This is a genomic window from Phytopseudomonas punonensis, from assembly GCF_900142655.1.
GTDB lineage: Bacteria > Pseudomonadota > Gammaproteobacteria > Pseudomonadales > Pseudomonadaceae > Aquipseudomonas > Aquipseudomonas punonensis.
In genome coordinates this window covers 556890-577041 of record NZ_FRBQ01000003.1, presented here as the reverse complement: position 1 = coordinate 577041, position 20152 = coordinate 556890, and the positions used below count along the sequence as shown (strand labels likewise).

The 20152-nt window shown below is 60.8% G+C and carries 23 protein-coding genes; 13 read left to right on the top strand and 10 right to left on the bottom strand.

Annotation, left to right across the window (positions count from 1 at the left end):
- Positions 1 to 212 precede the first annotated feature (212 nt).
- The 3 genes from BUC40_RS12700 (at position 213) to BUC40_RS12690 (ending at position 3600) form a co-directional block, all read left to right on the top strand.
- Positions 213 to 1301, top strand: coding sequence for an SMP-30/gluconolactonase/LRE family protein (locus BUC40_RS12700; protein ID WP_073266147.1), 1089 nt, complete (start codon positions 213 to 215; stop codon positions 1299 to 1301).
- A 292-nt stretch (positions 1302 to 1593) separates the two neighbouring features.
- Complete coding sequence (locus BUC40_RS12695) at positions 1594 to 2628, top strand: GGDEF domain-containing protein (RefSeq protein WP_073266145.1); 1035 nt, start codon at positions 1594 to 1596, stop codon at positions 2626 to 2628.
- Positions 2629 to 2778: 150 nt separating this feature from the next.
- Positions 2779 to 3600 (top strand): HDOD domain-containing protein, encoded by an 822-nt coding sequence (locus BUC40_RS12690; protein ID WP_073266143.1) that lies wholly within the window; start codon positions 2779 to 2781, stop codon positions 3598 to 3600.
- Positions 3601 to 3678: 78 nt separating this feature from the next.
- On the opposite strand, the gene BUC40_RS12685 is transcribed toward BUC40_RS12690, so the two are convergent.
- Positions 3679 to 4326, bottom strand: coding sequence for a UPF0149 family protein (locus tag BUC40_RS12685; RefSeq protein ID WP_073266141.1), 648 nt, complete (start codon positions 4324 to 4326; stop codon positions 3679 to 3681).
- A gap of 152 nt (positions 4327 to 4478) precedes the next feature.
- On the opposite strand from BUC40_RS12685, the gene BUC40_RS12680 reads away from it, so the two are divergent.
- Positions 4479 to 6482, top strand: a complete 2004-nt coding sequence (locus BUC40_RS12680) for a peptidase U32 family protein (RefSeq protein WP_073266139.1) — start codon at positions 4479 to 4481, stop codon at positions 6480 to 6482.
- Between the two features lie 73 nt (positions 6483 to 6555).
- On the opposite strand, the gene BUC40_RS12675 is transcribed toward BUC40_RS12680, so the two are convergent.
- The 4 genes from BUC40_RS12675 to BUC40_RS12660 all read right to left on the bottom strand — a co-directional run bounded on the left by BUC40_RS12675 (position 6556) and on the right by BUC40_RS12660 (position 9390).
- Entirely contained in the window at positions 6556 to 7083 is a 528-nt protein-coding gene (locus tag BUC40_RS12675; RefSeq protein WP_083593501.1) for a hypothetical protein, read from the bottom strand.
- Positions 7080 to 7604 carry a hypothetical protein gene (locus BUC40_RS12670; protein WP_073266137.1) on the bottom strand — a complete coding sequence of 175 codons (525 nt, stop codon included), beginning with the start codon at positions 7602 to 7604 and terminating at the stop codon, positions 7080 to 7082. Before BUC40_RS12670 ends, BUC40_RS12675 begins: the two co-directional genes overlap by 4 nt.
- Complete coding sequence (locus tag BUC40_RS12665) at positions 7601 to 8263, bottom strand: hypothetical protein (RefSeq protein WP_073266264.1); 663 nt, start codon at positions 8261 to 8263, stop codon at positions 7601 to 7603. The genes BUC40_RS12670 and BUC40_RS12665 overlap by 4 nt, the downstream gene beginning before the upstream one ends.
- 227 nt (positions 8264 to 8490) lie before the next feature.
- Positions 8491 to 9390 carry a DMT family transporter gene (locus BUC40_RS12660; RefSeq protein WP_073266135.1) on the bottom strand — a complete coding sequence of 300 codons (900 nt, stop codon included), beginning with the start codon at positions 9388 to 9390 and terminating at the stop codon, positions 8491 to 8493.
- Between the two features lie 131 nt (positions 9391 to 9521).
- Between BUC40_RS12660 and BUC40_RS12655 the strand changes: the two genes are divergently transcribed.
- Entirely contained in the window at positions 9522 to 9959 is a 438-nt protein-coding gene (locus BUC40_RS12655) for an Lrp/AsnC family transcriptional regulator (protein WP_073266133.1), read from the top strand.
- Between the two features lie 36 nt (positions 9960 to 9995).
- Here BUC40_RS12655 and BUC40_RS12650 read toward each other — a convergent pair whose 3' ends face one another.
- Entirely contained in the window at positions 9996 to 11309 is a 1314-nt protein-coding gene (locus tag BUC40_RS12650) for a methyl-accepting chemotaxis protein (protein ID WP_073266131.1), read from the bottom strand.
- A gap of 404 nt (positions 11310 to 11713) precedes the next feature.
- On the opposite strand from BUC40_RS12650, the gene BUC40_RS12645 reads away from it, so the two are divergent.
- From BUC40_RS12645 to BUC40_RS12625, 5 genes are read left to right on the top strand one after another with little or no spacing between them, the layout of a single operon-like run.
- Entirely contained in the window at positions 11714 to 12322 is a 609-nt protein-coding gene (locus BUC40_RS12645) for a hypothetical protein (protein WP_073266129.1), read from the top strand.
- A gap of 14 nt (positions 12323 to 12336) precedes the next feature.
- Positions 12337 to 12915, top strand: coding sequence for a hypothetical protein (locus BUC40_RS12640; RefSeq protein ID WP_073266127.1), 579 nt, complete (start codon positions 12337 to 12339; stop codon positions 12913 to 12915).
- 59 nt (positions 12916 to 12974) lie between these two features.
- Entirely contained in the window at positions 12975 to 13466 is a 492-nt protein-coding gene (locus BUC40_RS12635; protein ID WP_139272170.1) for a hypothetical protein, read from the top strand.
- A 39-nt stretch (positions 13467 to 13505) separates the two neighbouring features.
- Positions 13506 to 13931 carry a thiol-disulfide oxidoreductase DCC family protein gene (locus BUC40_RS12630; RefSeq protein ID WP_073266123.1) on the top strand — a complete coding sequence of 142 codons (426 nt, stop codon included), beginning with the start codon at positions 13506 to 13508 and terminating at the stop codon, positions 13929 to 13931.
- Positions 13924 to 14280 carry a DoxX-like family protein gene (locus BUC40_RS12625; protein ID WP_073266121.1) on the top strand — a complete coding sequence of 119 codons (357 nt, stop codon included), beginning with the start codon at positions 13924 to 13926 and terminating at the stop codon, positions 14278 to 14280. Before BUC40_RS12630 ends, BUC40_RS12625 begins: the two co-directional genes overlap by 8 nt.
- Before the next feature lie 7 nt (positions 14281 to 14287).
- Here the strand turns inward: BUC40_RS12625 and BUC40_RS12620 are convergent, their stop codons facing one another.
- Both BUC40_RS12620 and BUC40_RS12615 read right to left on the bottom strand, forming a co-directional pair.
- Positions 14288 to 14872, bottom strand: coding sequence for an eCIS core domain-containing protein (locus BUC40_RS12620; protein WP_073266119.1), 585 nt, complete (start codon positions 14870 to 14872; stop codon positions 14288 to 14290).
- Between the two features lie 105 nt (positions 14873 to 14977).
- Complete coding sequence (locus BUC40_RS12615) at positions 14978 to 15283, bottom strand: putative quinol monooxygenase (protein WP_073266117.1); 306 nt, start codon at positions 15281 to 15283, stop codon at positions 14978 to 14980.
- A 157-nt stretch (positions 15284 to 15440) separates the two neighbouring features.
- Between BUC40_RS12615 and mdaB the strand changes: the two genes are divergently transcribed.
- Positions 15441 to 16031 (top strand): NADPH:quinone oxidoreductase MdaB, encoded by a 591-nt coding sequence (gene mdaB, locus BUC40_RS12610; protein ID WP_073266115.1) that lies wholly within the window; start codon positions 15441 to 15443, stop codon positions 16029 to 16031.
- Between the two features lie 8 nt (positions 16032 to 16039).
- Positions 16040 to 16315: a GNAT family N-acetyltransferase gene (locus BUC40_RS12605; RefSeq protein ID WP_425272930.1), complete on the top strand. Its 276-nt coding sequence runs from the start codon at positions 16040 to 16042 to the stop codon at positions 16313 to 16315.
- Positions 16316 to 16333: 18 nt separating this feature from the next.
- Here BUC40_RS12605 and BUC40_RS12600 read toward each other — a convergent pair whose 3' ends face one another.
- Positions 16334 to 17524: a sugar transporter gene (locus tag BUC40_RS12600; protein WP_073266113.1), complete on the bottom strand. Its 1191-nt coding sequence runs from the start codon at positions 17522 to 17524 to the stop codon at positions 16334 to 16336.
- Between the two features lie 475 nt (positions 17525 to 17999).
- On the bottom strand, positions 18000 to 18716 hold the full coding sequence (locus tag BUC40_RS12595; protein ID WP_073266111.1) for a UTRA domain-containing protein: 717 nt from the start codon (positions 18714 to 18716) through the stop codon (positions 18000 to 18002).
- Positions 18717 to 19018: 302 nt separating this feature from the next.
- Here BUC40_RS12595 and BUC40_RS12590 point away from each other — a divergent pair, with 302 nt between their 5' ends.
- Positions 19019 to 20077: an ABC transporter substrate-binding protein gene (locus BUC40_RS12590; protein WP_073266109.1), complete on the top strand. Its 1059-nt coding sequence runs from the start codon at positions 19019 to 19021 to the stop codon at positions 20075 to 20077.
- Positions 20078 to 20152 lie beyond the last annotated feature (75 nt).

Here is a 20152-nt window from a genome sequence, read left to right as displayed (position 1 = left end):
GTACGGTGGCCATCCAGAAGTCATCAGACGACCAACGTTTTATTGGCGCTTAGCACTTCAATCTCAGCCAATGAAAATAATTGAATATCAATTAGATAAAAATAATGCAGTCATCACCCCGCCTAGATAACGATTAAACCTTTCATGGTTGTCGTACATCTTGTAGGTTGTTAGCGCCGTTTCGGCCCGACAATAACAAGAAGGGACATGACATGAACGACACGCCGCAACCCGGTAGCTCACGCCGCCGTTTTCTCAAGACTTCGCTGATCTGCTCCGCTGCAGCCGCCAGCGCCGGCTCGTTGCTACCGCAATTGGCCAGTGCTGCCCAGCCGCTCGGCCTGCGCTATCCCGACAACGCTGTGCAGGTGCTCGATGACAGCTTCCTGCAATTGCGCCTGTTCAATGCCAGCGTCGAGAAACTCGCCGATGGCCTGCGCTGGGCGGAAGGCCCGGTGTGGTTCGGTGACGGTCGCTACCTGCTGGTCAGCGACATTCCCAACAACCGCATCATGCGCTGGGACGAGATCAGCCAGTCGCTCGCCGTCTACCGCCAGCCATCGAACTACGCCAACGGCCTGGTGCGCGACACCCAGGGCCGGCTGATCGCCTGTGAAGGCTCCACCACCCAGGAGCTGGGCCGGCGCATTACCCGTACCGAACACGACGGGCGCATCACCGTGCTGGCCGACAAATTCGAGGGCAAGCGCTTCAACTCGCCGAACGACGTAGTGGTCAAGCGCGACGGCTCAGTCTGGTTCACCGACCCGCCCTTCCAGACCGGCAATTTCTACGAGGGCTACAAGATCGAGCCGGAGCTGCCCCATGGCGTTTACCGTATCGATGGTGAAAACGGCCAGGTCACCCGCGTGGCCGAAGACCTGGGCGGTCCCAATGGCCTGTGCTTCTCGCCGGACGAGAAGACGCTGTACATCGTCGAAGGACGCGCCAAGCCCAACCGCCTAGTCTGGGCCTACGCGGTGAACGACGACGGCACCCTCGGCCAGCGCCGCAAGCATATCGAAGCCACCGACACCGGCGCCCTGGACGGCATCAAGTGCGACGAGTTCGGCAACCTCTGGTGCGGCTGGGGCAGCAACGGCTCGCCGCAAAGTGAGCCGGAAAAGCTCGACGGCGTTCGGGTGTTCAACACCGAAGGCAAGGCCATCGGCCATATTGCGCTGCCAGAACGCTGCGCCAACCTGTGCTTTGGCGGTGAAAAAGGCAATCGCCTGTTCATGGCCAGCAGCCACGCGATCTATTCGATCTTCGTCAACGCTCGCGGCGCGACGTTGGTGTGAACGACGCCGATCCTGCCTGGCCAGGCAGGATCGGCAGCCCGCGCTGGTGCAACGCCGAGCGCAAGGCTCTGTTTCAACTTCTCGCCCCAGTTTCTTCCAAACGAAAACCTCAAGCTGCTTGATCTTGATCCTGGCGCTAAAGCGAAATGACACGTCTGTAACGAAATATCACTAGTAGCAGGTGGCCATCTTCGAGCAAAATTGCCCGCAATTTTATCTCTTCAACCAGACGGCGCAATCACCAGGACGCGCCGGTAACCCCGTGCGCCAAGGCGGCCCGAAGGACGTTTCGATGCTGCCTCCAATCGATCACAGTGACCAGTCCCGGCGCAGGATGTTCAAGACCCTGCTGTGGGTGACCATGTGCTTCGGTGTGTTGTTCTCGATCTTCAATGCGACGCGCGGGCTGTGGCTGCTGGTGGGCATCGAGGTGATCTATACCACGCTGGCGCTCTACATGCTGGTGGTCGTGGAGCGCACCCGGCACCTGAAGGCCCTGACCATCGTCTACCTGATTCCCTTCCTGGGCGTGATGATGGCCACCCTGGCCAATCCGAATACCTCGGTGGGCATCTTTGCCTGGATACAGACCATCCCGATCATCCTCTACCTGCTGCTCGGCCTGCGCCTGGGGCTGATCGGCTCGCTGATCTTCGTCAGCCTGGGTCTGTACCTATACACCCAGCACTACACCGAGAAGAACCCCAGCGACAGCATCGGCTTTCTGCTCGACATCGGCATGGCGACCCTGGCCATCACCATCTTCTCCCACACCTATGAGCACACCCGTGCCGAGAACGAGAAGCGCCTGATCGAGCTGATCAGAACCGACTACCTCACGGGCCTGGCGAACCGTTCCAAGCTGACCGAGATCTTCTGCCGCGAGCGCGCCCATGCGCAGCGCAACCAGTCGCCCCTGGCCCTGGTGTATCTGGATATCGACCATTTCAAGCAGATCAACGACCGCTTCGGTCATGAAACCGGCGACCAGGCGCTGTGCCATTTCGCCAGTGTACTGTCACAGCGCCTGCGCGAGACCGACCTGCTCTGCCGCCTTGGTGGTGAAGAATTCGCCGCCCTGCTACCCAACACCAGCGCCGCCCAAGCGACCAGAATTGCCGAGCAACTGCGCGAGCAACTGGAGAGCAATCCCATGGATGTCCAAGGTATGCCGCTGCACATGACCCTGAGCGCCGGCGTGGCCAGCCTTGGCCGCGATGGCGAGCGCCTGGACCAGCTGATGAGCGCCGCGGACAAGCGCACCTATGCCGCCAAACGCGCAGGCCGCAACCAGGTGGTCGGCGGTGAAGTGGCGGTGGCGAGCTGACTTCAGCTTCGTATTGAAAAACCGAGAGTTTTTATTTCCGCACAATCGCAATGAGCGGTGAAAAAGCCGACTTGCCGCCTGGCAGGCGCCATTAGCGCGGCTATGCTGAAACTCCATATCGTCCCGCAGATTTTTTCTCAGGAGCATCATATGGATATCGCTAGCCTTTTCGCCGAACTGCACACCCTGCCCACCGTCCCCAAGGTGGCCCAGGACCTGATCCAGCAATTCGACAACCCTGCCACCAACCTGGAAAGCGTAGCGCGCAATATTGAGCGTGACCCGGTGATCGCCGCCAAGGTGCTGCGCCTGGCTAACTCTGCGCGCTTTCGCGGCTCGCGTGATGCCAGTAGCGTAGAAGATGCCGCCATGCGCCTGGGCTTCAACACCCTGCGCACCTTGGTACTCGCCTCGGCCATGACTGGCGCCTTCAAGGTCGATACCGGCTTCAACTTGAAAGGTTTCTGGCTGCGTAGTTTCCGCGTCGCAAGCATCGCCCGCGCCCTGGCCAAACAGTCGAAGCTCGACCCGGATGCCGCCTTTACCTGTGGAATGATGCACAACATCGGCGAACTGCTGATCCAGACCGGCGCGCCGGATTTCGCCCGTCGTCTCAACCGTCACCCGCAGCGTGAGGCAGCCGCACAGGCCGCCGAGGAAACCCTGCAGCTGGGCTTCGGCTACCCGGAAGTGGGCGCCGAGCTGGCGCGCCGCTGGCAGTTGCCGGTACTGATCCAGACCGCCATCGCTTACCAGAACAAACCGACCCAGGCGCCGGGCGACAGCCAGTACGCGCGCCTCGTCGCGCAAGCCATCCATGTCGAAGAAAGCCTCGAAGCGCACGGCTTGACAGATACCGCCCAGCAGAACCTGGAAGGCCCATTGTTCGAAGGTGTGGACTTGGCCAAACTGTTCGAAGCCCTGCCTGCCGTACTGGAGGCGGACAAGGCTTTTGGGCAACTGTTGAACTGACGCGGCGTCACGGCGGGTAGCGCCTGAGCGCCCCGCCTGTGCCGTTTACTTTTCCGGTGAGCCTGCTCTACTCCCCGCTTACTTGCTCATGCAGCACTGCTTGTACTTCTTGCCACTCCCGCAGGTGCAAGGGTCGTTGCGGCCAACCTTGGTCTCATCGCGGCGAATCGGCAGCACCGGTTCCAGGTGCTGCTGCCAATACTGATACAACGCCACCGCAGCAGGCTCGACTGTTGCGACCGAAGCGTCGTACTCGTCATCGGACATGGCGTTGAGCGCATCCACGCCTTCCTCGCTGCCATGCAAGGAAATGCTCGCCAACGCCGCTTCGAGTTCCTCAGGCAGTTCGGCCTCGATCCAGCCGGCAACCTGGGCGCCGCGCAGATAGCCCGCGCACCATTGCGACACGATGAGCTTTTCGCCCTTGCCCTGCTCATCGGCCAGGAAGATCGCCTCGTAGTCGTCCGGCTCTTCATCGAGCATAAACGCGGCTTCGCTCATCAGCTCGACGGCCAGCTTGGTAAAGCGCTCGCCTTCTTTCTCGCTGGTCCATTTGGGCAACTGCTCGGCCCAGATATGCGGGTACCAGAGGCCGGGGTCGATCTGCCGTGGGCCGGACACGATGGCCGCGAAGTAGCCATCCAGCTCGCTGGCGGAAAGAATCGAGTCGTCGTTGCCATACTTGAGCAACAGCTGATCGAGCTTTTCGAGCCCTTTATTATCCATCGCAAACGCCCCTCTGAAAAAAGGCCGCTACTGTCCCACAGATGGCCAATCGCCGACAGCCTTGCCAGCCGTCCGGCACATCGCGGGTGCCGATGGGCCAGCGGCCCGGTACAATGCGCGCCTTGACCGTGCTCAGCCCATAAAGAAAAAACATGTCCTTGCCCAAGAATCACCTGGAACTGCTCAGCCCTGCCCGCGATGTCGACATCGCCCGCGAGGCCATCCTGCATGGCGCCGACGCCGTCTACATCGGCGGCCCGAGCTTCGGTGCCCGGCACAACGCCTGCAACGAGGTGAGCGATATCGCCAAGCTGGTGGAGTTCGCCCGTCATTATCACGCGCGCATCTTCACCACCATCAACACCATCCTGCATGACGACGAACTGGAGCCAGCCCGCAAGCTGATCCACCAGCTCTACGACGCGGGCGTGGATGCGTTGATCGTGCAGGACCTGGGAGTGCTGGACCTGGACATCCCGCCCATCGAGCTGCATGCCAGCACCCAGACGGACATCCGCACCCTGGGCCGCGCGAAGTTTCTCGACCAGGCCGGCTTCTCCCAGCTGGTGCTGGCCCGCGAGCTGAACCTGCAGGAAATCCGCGCTATCGCCGATGAAACCGATGCCGCCATCGAGTTCTTCATTCATGGCGCGCTATGCGTGGCATTCTCCGGGCAGTGCAACATTTCCCACGCGCAGACCGGGCGCAGCGCCAACCGCGGCGACTGCTCCCAGGCCTGTCGCCTGCCCTACACCCTCAAGGACGAGAAAGGCGGCGTGATCGCCTACGAGAAACACCTGCTGTCCATGAAGGACAACAACCAGAGCGCCAACCTGCGCGCCCTGGTCGAGGCCGGCGTGCGCTCGTTCAAGATCGAAGGCCGCTACAAGGATGTGGCCTACGTGAAGAACATCACCGCCCACTACCGCCGCGAGCTCGATGCCATTCTCGAAGATCGCCCGGACCTGGCCCGTGCCTCCAGCGGCCGTACCGCGCACTTCTTCGTGCCCGATCCGGACAAGACCTTCCACCGCGGCAGCACCGACTATTTCGTCACCGACCGCAAGGTGGACATCGGCGCCTTCGACTCGCCGACCTTTACCGGGCTTTCTGTCGGCCATGTCGAGAAGGTCAACAAGCGCGACCTGATCGCCGTGACCCATGAGCCGCTGTCCAACGGCGACGGCCTCAACGTGCTGGTCAAACGCGAGGTGGTCGGTTTCCGTGCCAACATCGCCGAGCTTAAAGGCGAGTTCGAGGAAGACGGCGAGAAGCGCTACCGCTACCGCGTCGAGCCCAACGAAATGCCGGCCGGCATGTTCCGCCTGCGCCCCAACCATCCGCTGAGCCGCAACCTGGATCACAACTGGCAGCAGGCGCTGCAGAAAACCTCGGCAGAGCGGCGCATCGGTATCCAGTGGAAAGCCGAGCTGCGCGAAGAGCGCCTGAATCTTACCGCCACCAGCGAGGAAGGCATCAGCACCAATGTCAGCCTGGCCGGCCCCTTCGGCCCCGCCAACAAGCCGGAACAAGCCCTCGAAGGCCTGCGCGACCTGCTCACCCAATTGGGCACCACCATCTACCACGCCCAGGGTGTGCAGCTGGACGCGCCACAGGCGTTCTTCGTGCCCAACTCGCAGCTGAAAAGCCTGCGCCGCGAGGCCATCGAAGCGCTGACCGCAGCCCGCATAGCCGCTCACCCACGCGGCGGGCGCAAGGCCGAGAGCAACCCGCCGCCGGTGTATCCCGAATCGCACCTGTCGTTCCTGGCCAACGTCTACAACCACAAGGCACGCGAGTTCTACCATCGCCACGGCGTGCAACTGATCGACGCCGCCTACGAGGCCCACGAAGAAGAAGGCGAAGTGCCGGTGATGATCACCAAGCACTGCCTGCGCTTCTCCTTCAACCTGTGCCCCAAACAGGCCAAGGGCGTCACCGGCGTGAAGACCAAGGTCGCACCGATGCAACTGGTGCACGGCGATGAAGTGCTGACCCTGAAGTTCGACTGCAAGCCCTGCGAGATGCATGTGATCGGCAAGATGAAGGGCCATATCCTCGACCTGCCGCAACCAGGCAGCGCCGCCACCCAGGTGGTCGGCCATATCAGCCCCGAGGACCTGCTGAAAACCGCTCGCCGGCAGGCGCCGCACTGATTGATGAGCGACGAGTCGATACCCCGCTCCGCCTAGGCTGTCGCGGAATGAGTAGGAGATGACGTGCCAGCGGTCAATCCTGCTTGGGAATCACCTGCTCGCGATCCAGATCGCGCAGCAACTCATCGAGCATGTCGCGGGTGTTTGGCTTGAACGGAATGGGCGCGTACCAAGCCAACACACCCCAGCCTTCACGGTGGTAGTCATAGGATTTGACCGGTACGCCATCCTTGAGCACCGTGCCACGCAGATTCTGCTCATAGCTATAGGGTAATGGCAGCGTTAGCAGGGTCATGGCACCTAGCATGACGAGGGCAGCGTTGGCACGCCTACCACCCGGCTCGGTAATCAAAAGGCTATAGCCGCTGCGACTGATGCCGTCATCGAGCCATGAAAAGCTTCCGGATTGCTGCAGGCGCTGCACCACCTCCAAATTGGAGCGATCGCCCTTACGCCCTGTAGTAGGCAACGCAACCCGCAAACCCACCGGCACGAAAGGTTTGGCCTGTTGGTGGTTAAGTGCCGGAAGCGAGTTGGTGCAGCCCGTCAAAATCGATACGGCAGCCAAGCTCAGACCAAGATTGCGCAGCGGCCGCATCATGGCTTCGCCTCCACGGCCGGCATCAGACCGTCACGTTGCACATCCTGGGCAAATGCGCGGGTGATTCGGCGTAAGTTTTCTTCCGTCGCCTCCTCCTTACGGTCGAGCAGCCACGTATAACGCTGAGTTTTGTTTTCGTAGTCGTACCGCTTGAGCGTTTGCCCACCCTTCATCAGGGTAAATCCCAGCCTGGAATCCATGCTGTCGCTTATCGGTATCAGGAAAAGCGTGGCCGCACTCACTAGGATTACCGGGAACGGCGGCAGATCACGCTCCTGCGCAACGTTGACACGCACGGCATAGCCATCCGCTGGCGGCTGGCCACTGATGACGTCACTAAACATACCGGTGGCCCGCAAGCTGTTGCGGATTTCGCCACCTTTCAAGGGGTCGTCGGTCAGTACATGAATAGGTGGCAGGTAAGCGTCGCCATACCGCAGCTCGGTTGGCGGCAGGCTATGGGTAGTGGCGCAGCCGGAGATGACTACTGCACTAAGCATGAGGGGGAACAGAGGTTTCATTGTGAAGAACGATCCTTCGTCTGTGTCTGAGTGCCTGCCGGCTCGGGCAGAATAAAGGGCTTGGCGCGCTCCAGCTGAAGTGGCAGATATTGGAGGTCAGGCAGATGAGTGACCCGCGCCCGGGCGATGGACTCGTCGCGCGCCATACGATCTCGCTGGATGAATAGGCAGGCGCTGCTCGTCAGACAACGCGAACGGTACTCGCCAATGTAGTAAGCCTTGCCTGCCTCGAGGCGCATAGGCACGACGAACTTTTCGCGAGCCTGCAGCGATGAAGAGTAGGTGCCATAACCGGTGCTGGTGATAGAAAAGAACTGGAAGTCGTAGAGCTCGTAGTCGCCAGGCTTGAGCGGCATAACGAACACACTGGCACTGGCACTGCCTTTCTGAATGTCTTTGGGCGTCTGCCGTATGCCATTGTCGATCCATATAGCTGCTGCACCCTGCTCCGAGCCTCGTTGGCGAAACAACAGACGCTGGTTCTGCGCCGTCGCGGGCATCAACTCATCAGGCCCGACAGCACCGACCAGATAAGCCGTCGGCTGGCCCTGCTCGGGGCTCAATGGCTGACTGACCCAGGAGGACGACTCGGTAATAGTACAACCGGCAAGCAACGCCATAAGCGCCAACAGCGATACGTGGAAAGAGTTATGTTTCATGATCACCTCGTGAGCTCCTTGGCCAAAGCGCCAGGGTTCGCTTGGCCTCCGGAAAAAAGACGCGCATTGTGCCAGAGGCCTCACGCTCAAGGCACGACGTACGCCCCACGATGGATGACGGTACAGGCGCGTACCGCGCTACCCAAGCAGATGTGATCGCTGTCGTCGGGATATGGATGAGCCACGGCGACACAAGAATCTGTATGCGCAACCGGATACGCAGAGACTCACCGGGTGATGCGCATAGGCATGATAAAGCGCAAACCCCACCCCTGCTGCATCCCCGCCGCTGCCACCAAGATGGCCGCCACACCGAGCCACTGCAATGCGCTGAGCCGGTGATCGAAAGCGATCCAGTCGACAGCAATCGCCGCGATGGGGTAGATGAACGACAGCGCGCCGGTCAGCGCCGTGGGCAGCTTCTGGATGGCGCCGTAGAGCAGCACGTACATGCCGCCGGTATGCACCACACCCAGGGTGATCAGGGTCGACCAGGTCTGCCCGCCCTGGGGCAGCGCGGAGAAGTCGGCCAGTGGCGCCAGCATCAGCACGCCTACGCTGACCTGGATCAGGGCGATCAGGTGCGGCGGCACGCCCTTGAGTTTCTTGATGATTAGCGCGGCGACGGCGTACAGAAAGGCGGCGCCGAGGGCGAAGGCGATGCCCGTCAGGTAATCATCCCCACCCTGCCCCACGCTGCCGTGGGCACTGACGATGGCCAGCATGCCGAGAAACGAGATCGACAGCCAGGCGAGCTTCTGCAGGGTGAGTTTTTCGCCGAGAAACAGCGCCGCCAGGATCACCAGCATGAACGGCTGCACGTTGTACACCGCAGTACCGATGGCAATCGACGCCCGGGAATAGGAGGCGAACAGCAGCAGCCAGTTGCCGACGATGGCCACCCCGCTGACCACGGCCAGCAGGACGGTAACGCGGCTTAGCAGGCAGAGGCGCAGGTGGCCAAGCAGCGCACAGACCAGCAACAACGTGAGCGCACCGAATACGCAGCGCCAGAACACCACGTCCAGAACCGGTAAACCGGACAGCAGAACGAACCAGCCGATGGTGCCGGAAATCAGCATGGCGGCGACCATTTCCAATGTGCCTCTGTGGGTTTGCTTGTCCATCGATTCGCTCCTTCAGGGGGTGAGCAAAGTATCGCAAGCGCTCTGAAGGCACTCCATGGCAAAACGAAGGCAAAAACGGCAGACAGGCTTTAGTATCAAGGCGTAGTTCGGAAAACACCTTTGGAGCAATGATGACCGATGAAAAAGACCAGCAACTGATCAATGCGCTGATGGAAGACTCGCGCCGCTCGCTCAAGGCCCTGGCGCAGATCAGCGGGCTGTCCTCGCCAAGCGTGGCGGAACGGTTGCGCAAGCTCGAAGAGAAAGGCGTGTTGAAAGGTTATGGCGTGGACGTCGACCCACGCGCCTTCGGCTACCAGCTGCAAGCCATCGTGCGCATCCGCCCGCTACCGGGCCAGTTGCACGAGGTGGAGCGGCAGATCCAGGCCACGCCGCAATTCACCGAGTGCGACAAGGTCACCGGCGAGGACTGCTTCATCGCTCGCCTGCACGTGCGTTCCATGGAGCAACTGGACGAGATACTCGACCATATCAACGTCTATGCGCTGACCAATACTGCCATCGTCAAGAAGACCACCGTCAAGCGACGGTTGCCGCCGATGGAATGATAACGATGGCGAGATGACTCGCCATCGTACCCGGCCTTACTTCAGTTGGCTGGCAAAGCGCTCAACCGCACCGAGCACCTGCTTGGCACCCTGACGGATCTCGACGATCACGTCACCGGCTTGGTTGGCCAACTCAAGACCTGATTCGGCTTGCTGGCGACTGCTGGCCATGTCGCGAACGGCGGCATCGACCAGCTTCTGGTTTTCCTGCACTACGCCGACGATCTCCTCGGTGGCCTTGCTGGTACGGCTGGCCAGTTGCCGAACCTCATCGGCGACCACCGCGAAGCCGCGCCCTTGCTCGCCAGCACGCGCCGCTTCGATGGCGGCGTTGAGCGCCAACAGGTTGGTCTGCTGGGCGATACTGCCGATGGTTTGCACCATGGTGCTGATCAGCACCGACTGTTTGCCCAACGCCTCGATGCCTTCCGAGGCCGAGCCCATCTGCTCGGAGATGCGCTGCATGGTCTGCACCGTATCAGTGACCACTTGGGCGCCGCGCTGGGCGGTGGTGTCGGTCTGCTGGGAGATGCCATAGGCGATCCCGGCCGCGTCGTTGACCTCGTCCTCGCGGTTGACCTGATCGGTGATCACGGTGGCGAACTTCACCACCTTGTAGAGCTTGTCCTGAGTATCATGCACCGGGTTGTACGTCGCTTCGAGCCATACCACACGGCCGTGGCTGTCGATGCGTTTGAAGCGCCCAGCCACGAACTCGCCACGATTGAGACGCTCCCAGAATTGCTTGTACTCGGCACTGTGCGTTTCCTGAGGGTCGCAGAACATACTGTGGTGCTTGCCCTTGATACGGTCCAGACCATAGCCCATGGCATGCAGGAACTGATCATTGGCCGTGAGCACGGTGCCGCTCAGGTCGAACTCGATCACTGCCGTGGAACGCAGCAAAGCATTGATGAAATCTTCGTTTTCCCGCGCGCGGTTCATGGTTTCGGTAATTTCCGAGCCGACGCACTGGATGTGCTGCACCACGCCGCGCTCATCCACCACCGGTTGCCAGCAGGCCTGAATCCACACCAGAGCCCCATCTGCCCGCAGAAAACGGTAGCGATCGCTCACCGAATGCCCGGTGCGAGTCGCTTCACTCAGTTTTTTGAAACACGGCAGATTCTTCACGTACGCCGGCACGATATCGCTCATCGGGCGGTTGATCAGCTGCTCCGAGCTGTGCCCGACAAAGCGCGAGAAATTGGCATTGGAGCCGATAATCCGAAAATTCGGATCGATGATGAGCGTGATCATCTCAGCATCAATTCCCTTGTGAAGCTGCCGCAGCAATGACAGTTCGGCATCCTTGTTTTGCAACTCTTTCTTCAACTGACTACCGAACATGCTTGTTGCTCCAAAAGCAATGATGTGAAGGTCATCGGCCGTCCTGCCGATTTATTAAGGGCGAAACGCGAACAGCGAAACTGCATGCCGGTCTGCCACCAAGCATAGAAGCTGGGCATACCGCCATCATGTGTTTTATCGGAAAAATCTTGCTCGCAAATGCAGATAACGCGCCAGGGCGGATTGTCCTGCAGCGCACACCGCAGGCGAGGCAGCCATCACCTACCGAACCCGTACTGACCGCTGCCCAATAGGCACGCGCGGATAGGTCCTAGCTCACAAAACTGACCAGCTGGCGCTGGCCTTGGCGTAATACGCGTCCTAAGATGACGCCCCCGCAGACGGGAGCGCTTCGCTCTGAAGCACCGCCTGCCGTTCAACTATCTGTTTTTCAAGGAAGAAGCATGAAAAAGCTGCTTTATTTCGGCACCCTTTCGCTGTTGCTGATGCTCACCGGCTGCGTCTCCATGGTGCCATCCGGGCCAATTGGTGACCCCGCGCAAAAAGCCACCTCGACTCAGCCGCGCGCCGCGATGATCGACGACGTGGTGATTACCGATCCCAAAGTGCGCGAGGCCCTGCGCAAGACGCTCAGTGCCCAGTTCACGGCGCAGTTGGCTCGCCGTGTCGAGCGTGGCGAATACTTCGAGGAAGTGATCAGCTTTCCCGCCACCCTCGGCAAGGACGACGTAGCCCTCAAATTCACCTTCACGTCCCTCAAGGCCAAAAGGACGCCGCACCCGGCGTACTTTCCTGGAGCGCTGCTGACGCTGACCGTATGGATCTGGGTCAACGGCCCGATCTATGTCGACAAGTACGACATCGCCGGCAACCTGCAGATCACCGATGCGCAAGGCAAGCTGCTCAGCAGTAGCGAGCAGGCGGTCAAGCTCAACCAGAACACCGGCCTGTGGGACAACGACTACTTCAATCCCTCGCTCGGCGCCGACCAGCTGAACATGCTGGTCGAGAGACTGCTGCAAGACGCTACCCACAAACTCGCAAAACCCTGACAAGGACGTAACTCATGAAAAAGCTGTTTACCGCCATTCTCGCCACCGCCCTGCTCGCGCTAACTGGCTGTGCGTCTTACTCGAATCACACCTTGCCGGAGGTCGGTCAATGGCCACTGGCAGCCCCTGCCGAAGCCAAGCCTACCGCTCAGTTGCAGGTCGAGAGTCGCTACCTGTTCAATGACCAGAACCGTGCAGGCGGCTTCAATCAGGAGAACCTGGAAAATCTGCTGGTGAAGGAATTCAAGGACAGCGGCCGCTTCAGCGCGGTAACCACCGCCAAGGAGCGCTCGGATATCTATGTGAGCGTGCGTATGACTAATCACGAGCGCGGCAGCACGGTCAGCGCATTTGTAACCGGGTTCACCTTCTTCATCGTCCCGGGCCGCTTCAAGAACGAGTTCACCATGGAAGCGCAGTTCAAGGATGCCGACGGCAAGCTGCTCGGCAAGGTCGAGAAGAGCGAAACCGTTACCACCTGGATGCAGCTGTTGCTGATCTTCGCCGCACCGTTCAACGAGTCGGCGGATAACGTTCTCGTTAAGCTGACGCGCAGCACCCTCGAAGAAGCAGCACGTAAGAAGCTCATCTGAGCTGCCAGCAGGGCAAGCGCCTGCTTGCCCTGTTCTCACCGAAACGCACGATCAAGGGAATGACGATGGTGTACTACCCCAGGGAAGAGCAGCGTGACGTTCTATATACGCTGTCCTCACTTTCGATATGGATGATTCCGGTATTCGCCTTCATCGCCTTTCTGGCCCAAAGCGGTGCCAGCATCGCGGTTATCAAACTCTGGCCGGCAAGCGCCGAGGGCGTCGTGACCAGCGTAACGACGATGAAAAACAACAGCAGCCTAGAGCTCTACGAATACAGCTTCAGCACGCCTGACGGTGACCATTTCACTGGTTCGGCCGAGCAGTATCGGCAACCGTCCCAGCCCGCGCACTCGGTTGGCCAGAGCATCGAGGTCATGTATTCGCCGCTGCACGCCGGCTTTTACGTGCCGCGTGAAATCTACGAAGGCAGCCGCATGAATTTTCTGGTGTTCTCGTTCTGCATCCTGGCGATTGTCCTGCTGCTCGCAGTATCGGTATACGCGCTGGTACGTCAGTGCTCGCACGCACGTGAAGATCTGCATTACTAACTGCGTTAACCTAAGGCCTTCGTAAGCACGGAGACCCTCATGGCTTATCCACCGCACCTGAAGGCTGGTGATCGCGTCGTGCTGTTCGACGGTGTGTGCAAGCTGTGCAATGGCTGGAGCCGCTTTCTGATTCGCCATGATCGCGCCGGCAAGCTCAAGTTGTGCAGTGTGCAATCGCCGCAGGGCCAGGCGATTCTGGCCTGGTTCGGCATGCCGCTGGATCATTTCGATACGCTGCTTTATGTCGAGGGTGATAGAGCACTGGCGCGCAGCGATGCCATTCTCGCAATCCTTCGGCAACTGCCAGCGCCCTGGCGCTGGGCGACGGTATTGCGCGTGATACCGCGCGGCCTGCGCGACTGGATGTACGACCCCATCGCCCGTAATCGCTACCGCCTGTTTGGTCGTCACGACTATTGCCAGGTGCCACGCCCCGAAGACCGCGAGCGCTTTCTGCATGACTGATGCCCTGCTGGCCCGCCTGACGGTTGGGGCGATCTTCATCTACCACGGATTGGTGCCAAAGCTGCTGTTCAGGGATGCCACTGAGCTGCAGTTGCTCGACGCCCATGGTCTGCCGCACAGCCTGCTGACCTTGGCGGGCATTGCCGAACTGGCACTGGGGTTGATCATTGTGCTGCTGCGTGGCCAACGTTGGCCGCTCTACCTGGCGCTGGCTGCGTTGCTGGGCCTGCTGGTCGATGTGGCGATCTTAGCGCCGGCGTTGCTTGCCCAGGCGTTCAATCCACTGACCTTGAACCTGGCAGCAATGGCGCTTTGCATGATCGCTCTACGCAATAGATCACGCTCGTGATGCACCTTCAGTTACGCCCCTGCTCGCGCAGAATGCGCGCTATATCTGCCTGGCGTCGGTAGGCCGGGGCTTCCACGGCATTGAAGTCGCGGCTGTAACGGGCCGCGAAACCAGCAGTGCCCCACTCCCGATATTGCTGCACATGCAGCAGCTCGTGGGCCCACAGGGCAGCGTCCCGCTCGGCCATCTGCGCGTCACGAAACACGATGATATCGATCAGGGTGACGGCTTTGATGTCAGGGTTCTGCATCACGTTACGCGCTGCGCTCAGCTCATCGAGGTCGCCCACCTTGTAGCGCACGGCGTCGAGCAGCTCGGCGGGATAGAACGGCAGTAACTGGCGACGGATTTCAGCCGGAATCGGCAACGTGCCCTGGCGCGCCGCCGATTCACGCGAGCGCAGAATCCAGCCTTCCAGAGCATTGGCCGAGATGGTTCCGGCGCGCTCCTGCATGGGCCCCAGCACGCCGTTCGGGTCGGGTACGCAGATGCAGCCGCCCAGGCAAACCTGGGTTTCTCCGGATGCGCAGGCCTGCGCGAAAGGCACTTGAAAACCCATTAGAAGAACGCACAACAGAATGCGGTTGAACATGCATCGCTCTCGATGAGGCAAAGAGGCGACCATGGCGCCAGCCGCTGACGTTGTCCAGCCCTGCTTCGCAACGCTCATTACCAGTCGGCGGCTAGGCCACTGCACTCACGCCCCGGCTGATGAAGGGCGGAGCATCTCGATTTCGCGGATCTCGAAGTCCCGCAGCAGATACTCCATGCGCTTCTCATGGAAGTCGCGCATATGCGGCAAGGTAGTGTGCACCGTTAGATGCTCGCGGGACTGCCAGACCTCGAAGAAAATGAACAGCGCAGGGTCGCTGGCATCACGCAGCACGTGGTATTCGATGCAGCCTGGCTCGGCGCGACTCGGTTCTACGTAGGCGCGAAATAGCCTTTCGAAGTCGTCGGCGCGTTCCGGGCGGGCGTGGGCGTGCAGGATGAATCCGTACATAAGGAGTGCTCCGGTGTGGATTTGCTGCACACCCTAGCGCAAGTAATTACCTCGAATTCATGCACTTGAGTCATTAATGATTTGCTCATACAGGCATTTTTCGCCTGTGCGAGAGCCCGTAACCTGGCGTCATTCAATCAGTTACGGGAAGCCCGACATGAAGAAGATCCTGCTCCTCAACGGCGGCAAACAATTCGCCCACTCCGCTGGCCGCCTCAATCGCACCCTGCATGAAACCGCTGCCGCCTACTTCGACGGCGCCGGTCTCGAGTTCAAGACCACCGAAATCGATGCCGGTTACGACATCGCCGAAGAGGTTCAGAAATTTCTCTGGGCCGACGTGGTGATCTATCAGATGCCAGGCTGGTGGATGGGCGCACCGTGGATCGTCAAGAAGTACCTCGACGAGGTATTCACCGAAGGCCACGGCAGCCTGTACGCCAGCGACGGCCGTACCCGCTCCGATGCATCGCAGAAGTACGGCAGCGGCGGCCTGATCCACGGCAAGCAATACATGCTGTCGCTGACCTGGAACGCGCCGCAGCAGGCCTTCGACGACCCGAGCGACTTCTTCGAAGGCAAAGGGGTGGACGCGGTTTACTTCCCGTTCCACAAGTCCCAGCAGTTCCTCGGCATGAGCGCCCTGCCGACCTTCCTGTGCGTGGACGTGATGAAGCGCCCGGATGTCGAGCGTGACGTGCAACGCTACCGCGAGCACCTGGCGCGCGTCTTTCAGACGCAGGCCTGAAGCAGCGCATGGGTGGCAAGCGCGGCTTCTGGATCGCCCCAGCCTGGCATCGCCAGGGCCTGATGGGCGAAGCCTGCGTGGCGGTCAACCGCTATTGGTTCGAGGTATTGAACCGCCCACTGATGCGCGTGCCCAAGGCCGTGGCCAGTGCAGCGTCGCAGCGCATCTCCGAGCGTGAAGGCATGCGCTTGGTTGAGACCGGCGAGAGTGACTACGTCTGCGGCCGACTACCGTCGCAAATCTGGGAAATTACCCGGGACGAATGGCTGAGCCAGCAGGCCTGAAATCTGCTGGCCTGCGCCTTACAGCGCCTGCACCTTGAGCGGGCGAGAAAAGCGGTAGGTAGTCACGCAGCACAGCAGCAGGCCACCGATACCCAGCATGCCGCCAACGATGCCGACATTGGCCACGCCCAGCCCGCTGCTCACCACGCTGCCGAGCAAGGCGCCGCCGCCGATGCCGATATTGAAGATGCCGGAGAACAGTGCCATGGCCACGTCGGTGGCGTCCGAGGCGAGATTCAGCACCTTGGCCTGCAGCGCCAGGCCGAAGCACATCATGGCGATGCCCCAGATCACACTCAGCGTCGCCAGGTAAGCATGCTCGCGGGCCACGGGCAGCAGAAGCAGCATGCACAGACTCAGCACGGCTATCGCCGCGATAACGAAACCGCGCGGGAAGCGACCGCTGTAGCGGCTGAACAGAATGGAGCCGATGATCCCGGCGCCGCCAAACAGCAATAGCAATACGGTGACCATGTCGGCAGCGATGCCCGCCACTTCCAGGGCGAACGACTCGATGTAGGTATAGGCGGTGAAGTGCGCAGTGATCACCAGTGCGGTGAGCACGTACACGGTGACCAACGCCGGGCGCTTGAACAGCACCGGCAGGCTGCGCAGCGAACCGGAATTCTGGCTCGGCAGCAGCGGCAGGTTCTTCATCAGGCACAGCACCACCACGCCCGCTACCACGGCGATCACCGTAAAAGTGGTGCGCCAGCCCAGCACCTCGCCGATCACCCGACCCAGGGGAATACCCAGCACCATGGCCAGCGCGCTGCCGGTCGCCAGCAGGCCAAGGGCCTGCGCCTGCTTGCCTTCGGGCGCCACACGGATCGCAAGGGAAGCGGTGATCGCCCAGAACAGCGCGTGCGCCAGGGCGATGCCGATACGGCTGACCATCAGCACGCTGAAACTCCAGGCGATACCCGAGAGGATGTGGCTGGCGATAAACAGCATGAACACGAAGGCCAGCAGCTTGCGCCGCTCGATATTGCGGGTCAGCAGCATCAGCGGCAGCGACGCCAGGGCCACCACCCAGGCGTAGATGGTCAGCATCAGGCCGACGCTGGCGGTGCTCATCTCGAAGCTGTGGCCGATCTGGCTCAACAAGCCAACCGGCACGAATTCGGTGGTATTGAAAATGAAGGCGCCGAGCGCCAGTGCGATCACGCTCAACCAGTTACCGCTGTGCGCTCTTTCCGGTGTGTTCATTCGGCTGATATCCGCCCTTGGGGAACGCTGACTACAACGGCCATTCGCCCGAGGCCGGATGGCAACGAGCGCGGTAGAAGCGAACTAAAATTTAAAGCCCATACACGACGAACACGCACACGGCAGCTCGCGCTCCCGAAGCAATGAAAGCGGGGAGTGGCGGATGCGGAGAGCGGAAAATTATAGGTATGAGATGGCCTGTGGCGGCGATTCTACGCACGGCCCCGCGGCTGAACAATATGCTCGGGAAAGCGTTTTTGAGATGGGCGACGACTGGTCTTCAGTACGATCATCGATTGCCGTTTACACGTGTGGAAAGAGGCAGCTTCAAGGCAGAAGCAGTCGTAGGGTGGATGACGCTCTTTTCATCCACCATTGCGATTGCAGAGCGGTGGACGGGTCGGGCCGCGTAGGTGAAGCGTCAGCTACGCGCCCCGGCCCACCCTACGAATGTCCCCTATCGCCATAACCACTCCTACTCCGGAACTTCCACACTGATATGAATCGCATCATGGCGCCAGTACTCGAGGTCACAGTCGATCAGCCGGCCGCGCTGGTCGCGGTTGACCCGGATGATGCGTAGCGCCGGGCTGCCGGGCGCCACCTTGAGCGCGGCGGCGGCGTCGGCATGTAGCGCCGTGGGCACCATGTCGAAACGTACCCGTCCGTAGTGCACGTCGTACTCGCTGGCATACAACTCGGTCAGCGAACGGGTCAGATCAAAGTCGAGGATGCCGGGAAAATAGTCGGGGTTCAGGTAATGCTCGACATACAGCACCAGCCGCCCGTCGATGCGCCGGGCGCGGCGAATCTGGTAGACGCTCGACAAGCCGGACAAGCCCAGCAACTGACAGACCTGCGCATGAGCGGGCATCAGTCGCGCGCTCAGCACTTCGGTGGCCGGCACCCGGCCCTGCTCGGCGACCATGGCGTGAAAGTGGGTGCGCACCAGCGGGTTATAAGCGACCCGCGCCGGCGACACGAACCAGCCGCGCCGCTCCTCGCGGTACACCAGGCCTTGCGCCTCCAGCTGGCCAAGCGCCTCACGCAAGGTGATGCGCGTGGTATCGAACAGCTCGCTCAGGCGGCGCTCGGCCGGCAGCTTGCCGCCGGCAGGCAGCAGCCCGTGCTCAATCTGTTCCTGCAGTGCCCGGCAGATGGTGGTGACGGCTCGCGGTGTGTCATCGCGCATCACGCTGATTCCTTTTGGACTAGACCAGCCCCAATACGGGGCACGTAACAGTCATCGGCTGACTGCAATCGTCGTTCGCAAGCCTAGGCATGCGCGATGACCGGCAGATGACAGCCTGCTTGCAAGCATGGCGCATGCCAGCCAATTCAACGGCTTAACCTGGTCTACGCTTGCCATGCGGAGCGCCATCACGTGCCTGAAGTCCGCTCGCGGCCACACCGACACAAAATTGTCATCGCTGCCGCCTACATTGGCTTGGGTCTTGCTGATCTAGACCAACCCTCAACGCAAAGGAGTTTCCAATGAAACAACTGCTACTGGCATCGCTGATGGGCAGCGCCATCGCCCTGGCTTCCCAGGCTATGGCCGCCGGGACGGATTTGACTGCAATGGAACAGGCCGCACGCAAAGAAGGCGCCGTGAACAGCGTCGGCATGCCGGACAGTTGGGCCAACTGGAAAGACACCTGGCAGGACCTGAGCGACAAGTACGGCCTCAAGCACATGGACACCGACATGAGCTCGGCCCAGGAAATCGCCAAGTTCGCCGCCGAGAAAGACAATGCCAGCGCCGACATCGGTGACGTCGGTGCCGCGTTCGGCCCCATCGCTGTGGCGCAGGGCGTGACCCAGCCCTACAAGCCGAGCACCTGGGATCAGGTACCGACCTGGGCCAAGGATAAAGACGGCCACTGGGCGCTCGCCTACACCGGCTCCATCGCCTTCATCGTCAACAAGCAGCTGGTCAAGGACGTGCCGAAAAGCTGGGCGGACCTTAAAACCGGCAAGTACCGTGTAGCCATCGGTGACGTCAGCGCGGCCGCTCAGGCGGTCAACGGCGTCCTGGCGGCGGCCATCGCCAATGGCGGCGACGAGAAGAACATCCAGCCGGGTCTGGACTTCTTTGCCGAGATCGCCGAACAGGGTCGTCTCTCGCTGGCCAACCCGACCATCCAGACTCTGGAAAAAGGTGAGGTAGAAGTCGGTATCGTCTGGGACTTCAACGGCCTGTCCTACCGTGACCAGATCGACCCGAATCGCTTCGAGGTGCTGATCCCATCCGATGGTTCGGTGATCTCCGGCTACACCACCATCATCAACAAATACGCCAAGAACCCCAACGCCGCCAAGCTGGCCCGCGAATACATATTCAGTGATGCCGGGCAGATCAACCTGGCCAAAGGCAACGCCCGCCCGATCCGCGCCGAGCACCTGACCCTGCCGGCCGAAGTGCAGGCCAAGCTGCTGCCTAACGAGCAATACGCCAAGGTCAAACCGATCAAGGACGCCGCCGCCTGGGAAGCGACCTCCAAGGCCCTGCCGCAGCAGTGGCAGGAAAACGTGATCATCAATATGGAGTGATCCAGGCCTCAGCCTCGTAGCAGTAGGGTGGATGACGCTCTTTTCATCCACCATTGCGATCTCGAAATGGTGGAC

What these genes read in the sequence shown, in the direction of transcription:
- BUC40_RS12620 (WP_073266119.1), bottom strand. Translation starts at nt 14,872, where the DNA reads ATGTTCAACCGCATTCTGTTGTGCGTTCTTCTAATGGGTTTTCAAGTG.
- BUC40_RS12640 (WP_073266127.1), top strand. Translation starts at nt 12,337, where the DNA reads ATGAAAAAGCTGTTTACCGCCATTCTCGCCACCGCCCTGCTCGCGCTA.
- BUC40_RS12600 (WP_073266113.1), bottom strand. Translation starts at nt 17,524, where the DNA reads ATGAACACACCGGAAAGAGCGCACAGCGGTAACTGGTTGAGCGTGATC.
- BUC40_RS12615 (WP_073266117.1), bottom strand. Translation starts at nt 15,283, where the DNA reads ATGTACGGATTCATCCTGCACGCCCACGCCCGCCCGGAACGCGCCGAC.
- BUC40_RS12660 (WP_073266135.1), bottom strand. Translation starts at nt 9,390, where the DNA reads ATGGACAAGCAAACCCACAGAGGCACATTGGAAATGGTCGCCGCCATG.
- BUC40_RS12630 (WP_073266123.1), top strand. Translation starts at nt 13,506, where the DNA reads ATGGCTTATCCACCGCACCTGAAGGCTGGTGATCGCGTCGTGCTGTTC.
- BUC40_RS12700 (WP_073266147.1), top strand. Translation starts at nt 213, where the DNA reads ATGAACGACACGCCGCAACCCGGTAGCTCACGCCGCCGTTTTCTCAAG.
- BUC40_RS12670 (WP_073266137.1), bottom strand. Translation starts at nt 7,604, where the DNA reads ATGAAACCTCTGTTCCCCCTCATGCTTAGTGCAGTAGTCATCTCCGGC.
- BUC40_RS12590 (WP_073266109.1), top strand. Translation starts at nt 19,019, where the DNA reads ATGAAACAACTGCTACTGGCATCGCTGATGGGCAGCGCCATCGCCCTG.
- BUC40_RS12655 (WP_073266133.1), top strand. Translation starts at nt 9,522, where the DNA reads ATGACCGATGAAAAAGACCAGCAACTGATCAATGCGCTGATGGAAGAC.
- BUC40_RS12625 (WP_073266121.1), top strand. Translation starts at nt 13,924, where the DNA reads ATGACTGATGCCCTGCTGGCCCGCCTGACGGTTGGGGCGATCTTCATC.
- BUC40_RS12695 (WP_073266145.1), top strand. Translation starts at nt 1,594, where the DNA reads ATGCTGCCTCCAATCGATCACAGTGACCAGTCCCGGCGCAGGATGTTC.
- mdaB (WP_073266115.1), top strand. Translation starts at nt 15,441, where the DNA reads ATGAAGAAGATCCTGCTCCTCAACGGCGGCAAACAATTCGCCCACTCC.
- BUC40_RS12675 (WP_083593501.1), bottom strand. Translation starts at nt 7,083, where the DNA reads ATGATGCGGCCGCTGCGCAATCTTGGTCTGAGCTTGGCTGCCGTATCG.
- BUC40_RS12680 (WP_073266139.1), top strand. Translation starts at nt 4,479, where the DNA reads ATGTCCTTGCCCAAGAATCACCTGGAACTGCTCAGCCCTGCCCGCGAT.
- BUC40_RS12645 (WP_073266129.1), top strand. Translation starts at nt 11,714, where the DNA reads ATGAAAAAGCTGCTTTATTTCGGCACCCTTTCGCTGTTGCTGATGCTC.
- BUC40_RS12685 (WP_073266141.1), bottom strand. Translation starts at nt 4,326, where the DNA reads ATGGATAATAAAGGGCTCGAAAAGCTCGATCAGCTGTTGCTCAAGTAT.
- BUC40_RS12595 (WP_073266111.1), bottom strand. Translation starts at nt 18,716, where the DNA reads ATGCGCGATGACACACCGCGAGCCGTCACCACCATCTGCCGGGCACTG.
- BUC40_RS12635 (WP_139272170.1), top strand. Translation starts at nt 12,975, where the DNA reads ATGACGATGGTGTACTACCCCAGGGAAGAGCAGCGTGACGTTCTATAT.
- BUC40_RS12665 (WP_073266264.1), bottom strand. Translation starts at nt 8,263, where the DNA reads ATGAAACATAACTCTTTCCACGTATCGCTGTTGGCGCTTATGGCGTTG.
- BUC40_RS12690 (WP_073266143.1), top strand. Translation starts at nt 2,779, where the DNA reads ATGGATATCGCTAGCCTTTTCGCCGAACTGCACACCCTGCCCACCGTC.
- BUC40_RS12650 (WP_073266131.1), bottom strand. Translation starts at nt 11,309, where the DNA reads ATGTTCGGTAGTCAGTTGAAGAAAGAGTTGCAAAACAAGGATGCCGAA.
- BUC40_RS12605 (WP_425272930.1), top strand. Translation starts at nt 16,040, where the DNA reads ATGGGTGGCAAGCGCGGCTTCTGGATCGCCCCAGCCTGGCATCGCCAG.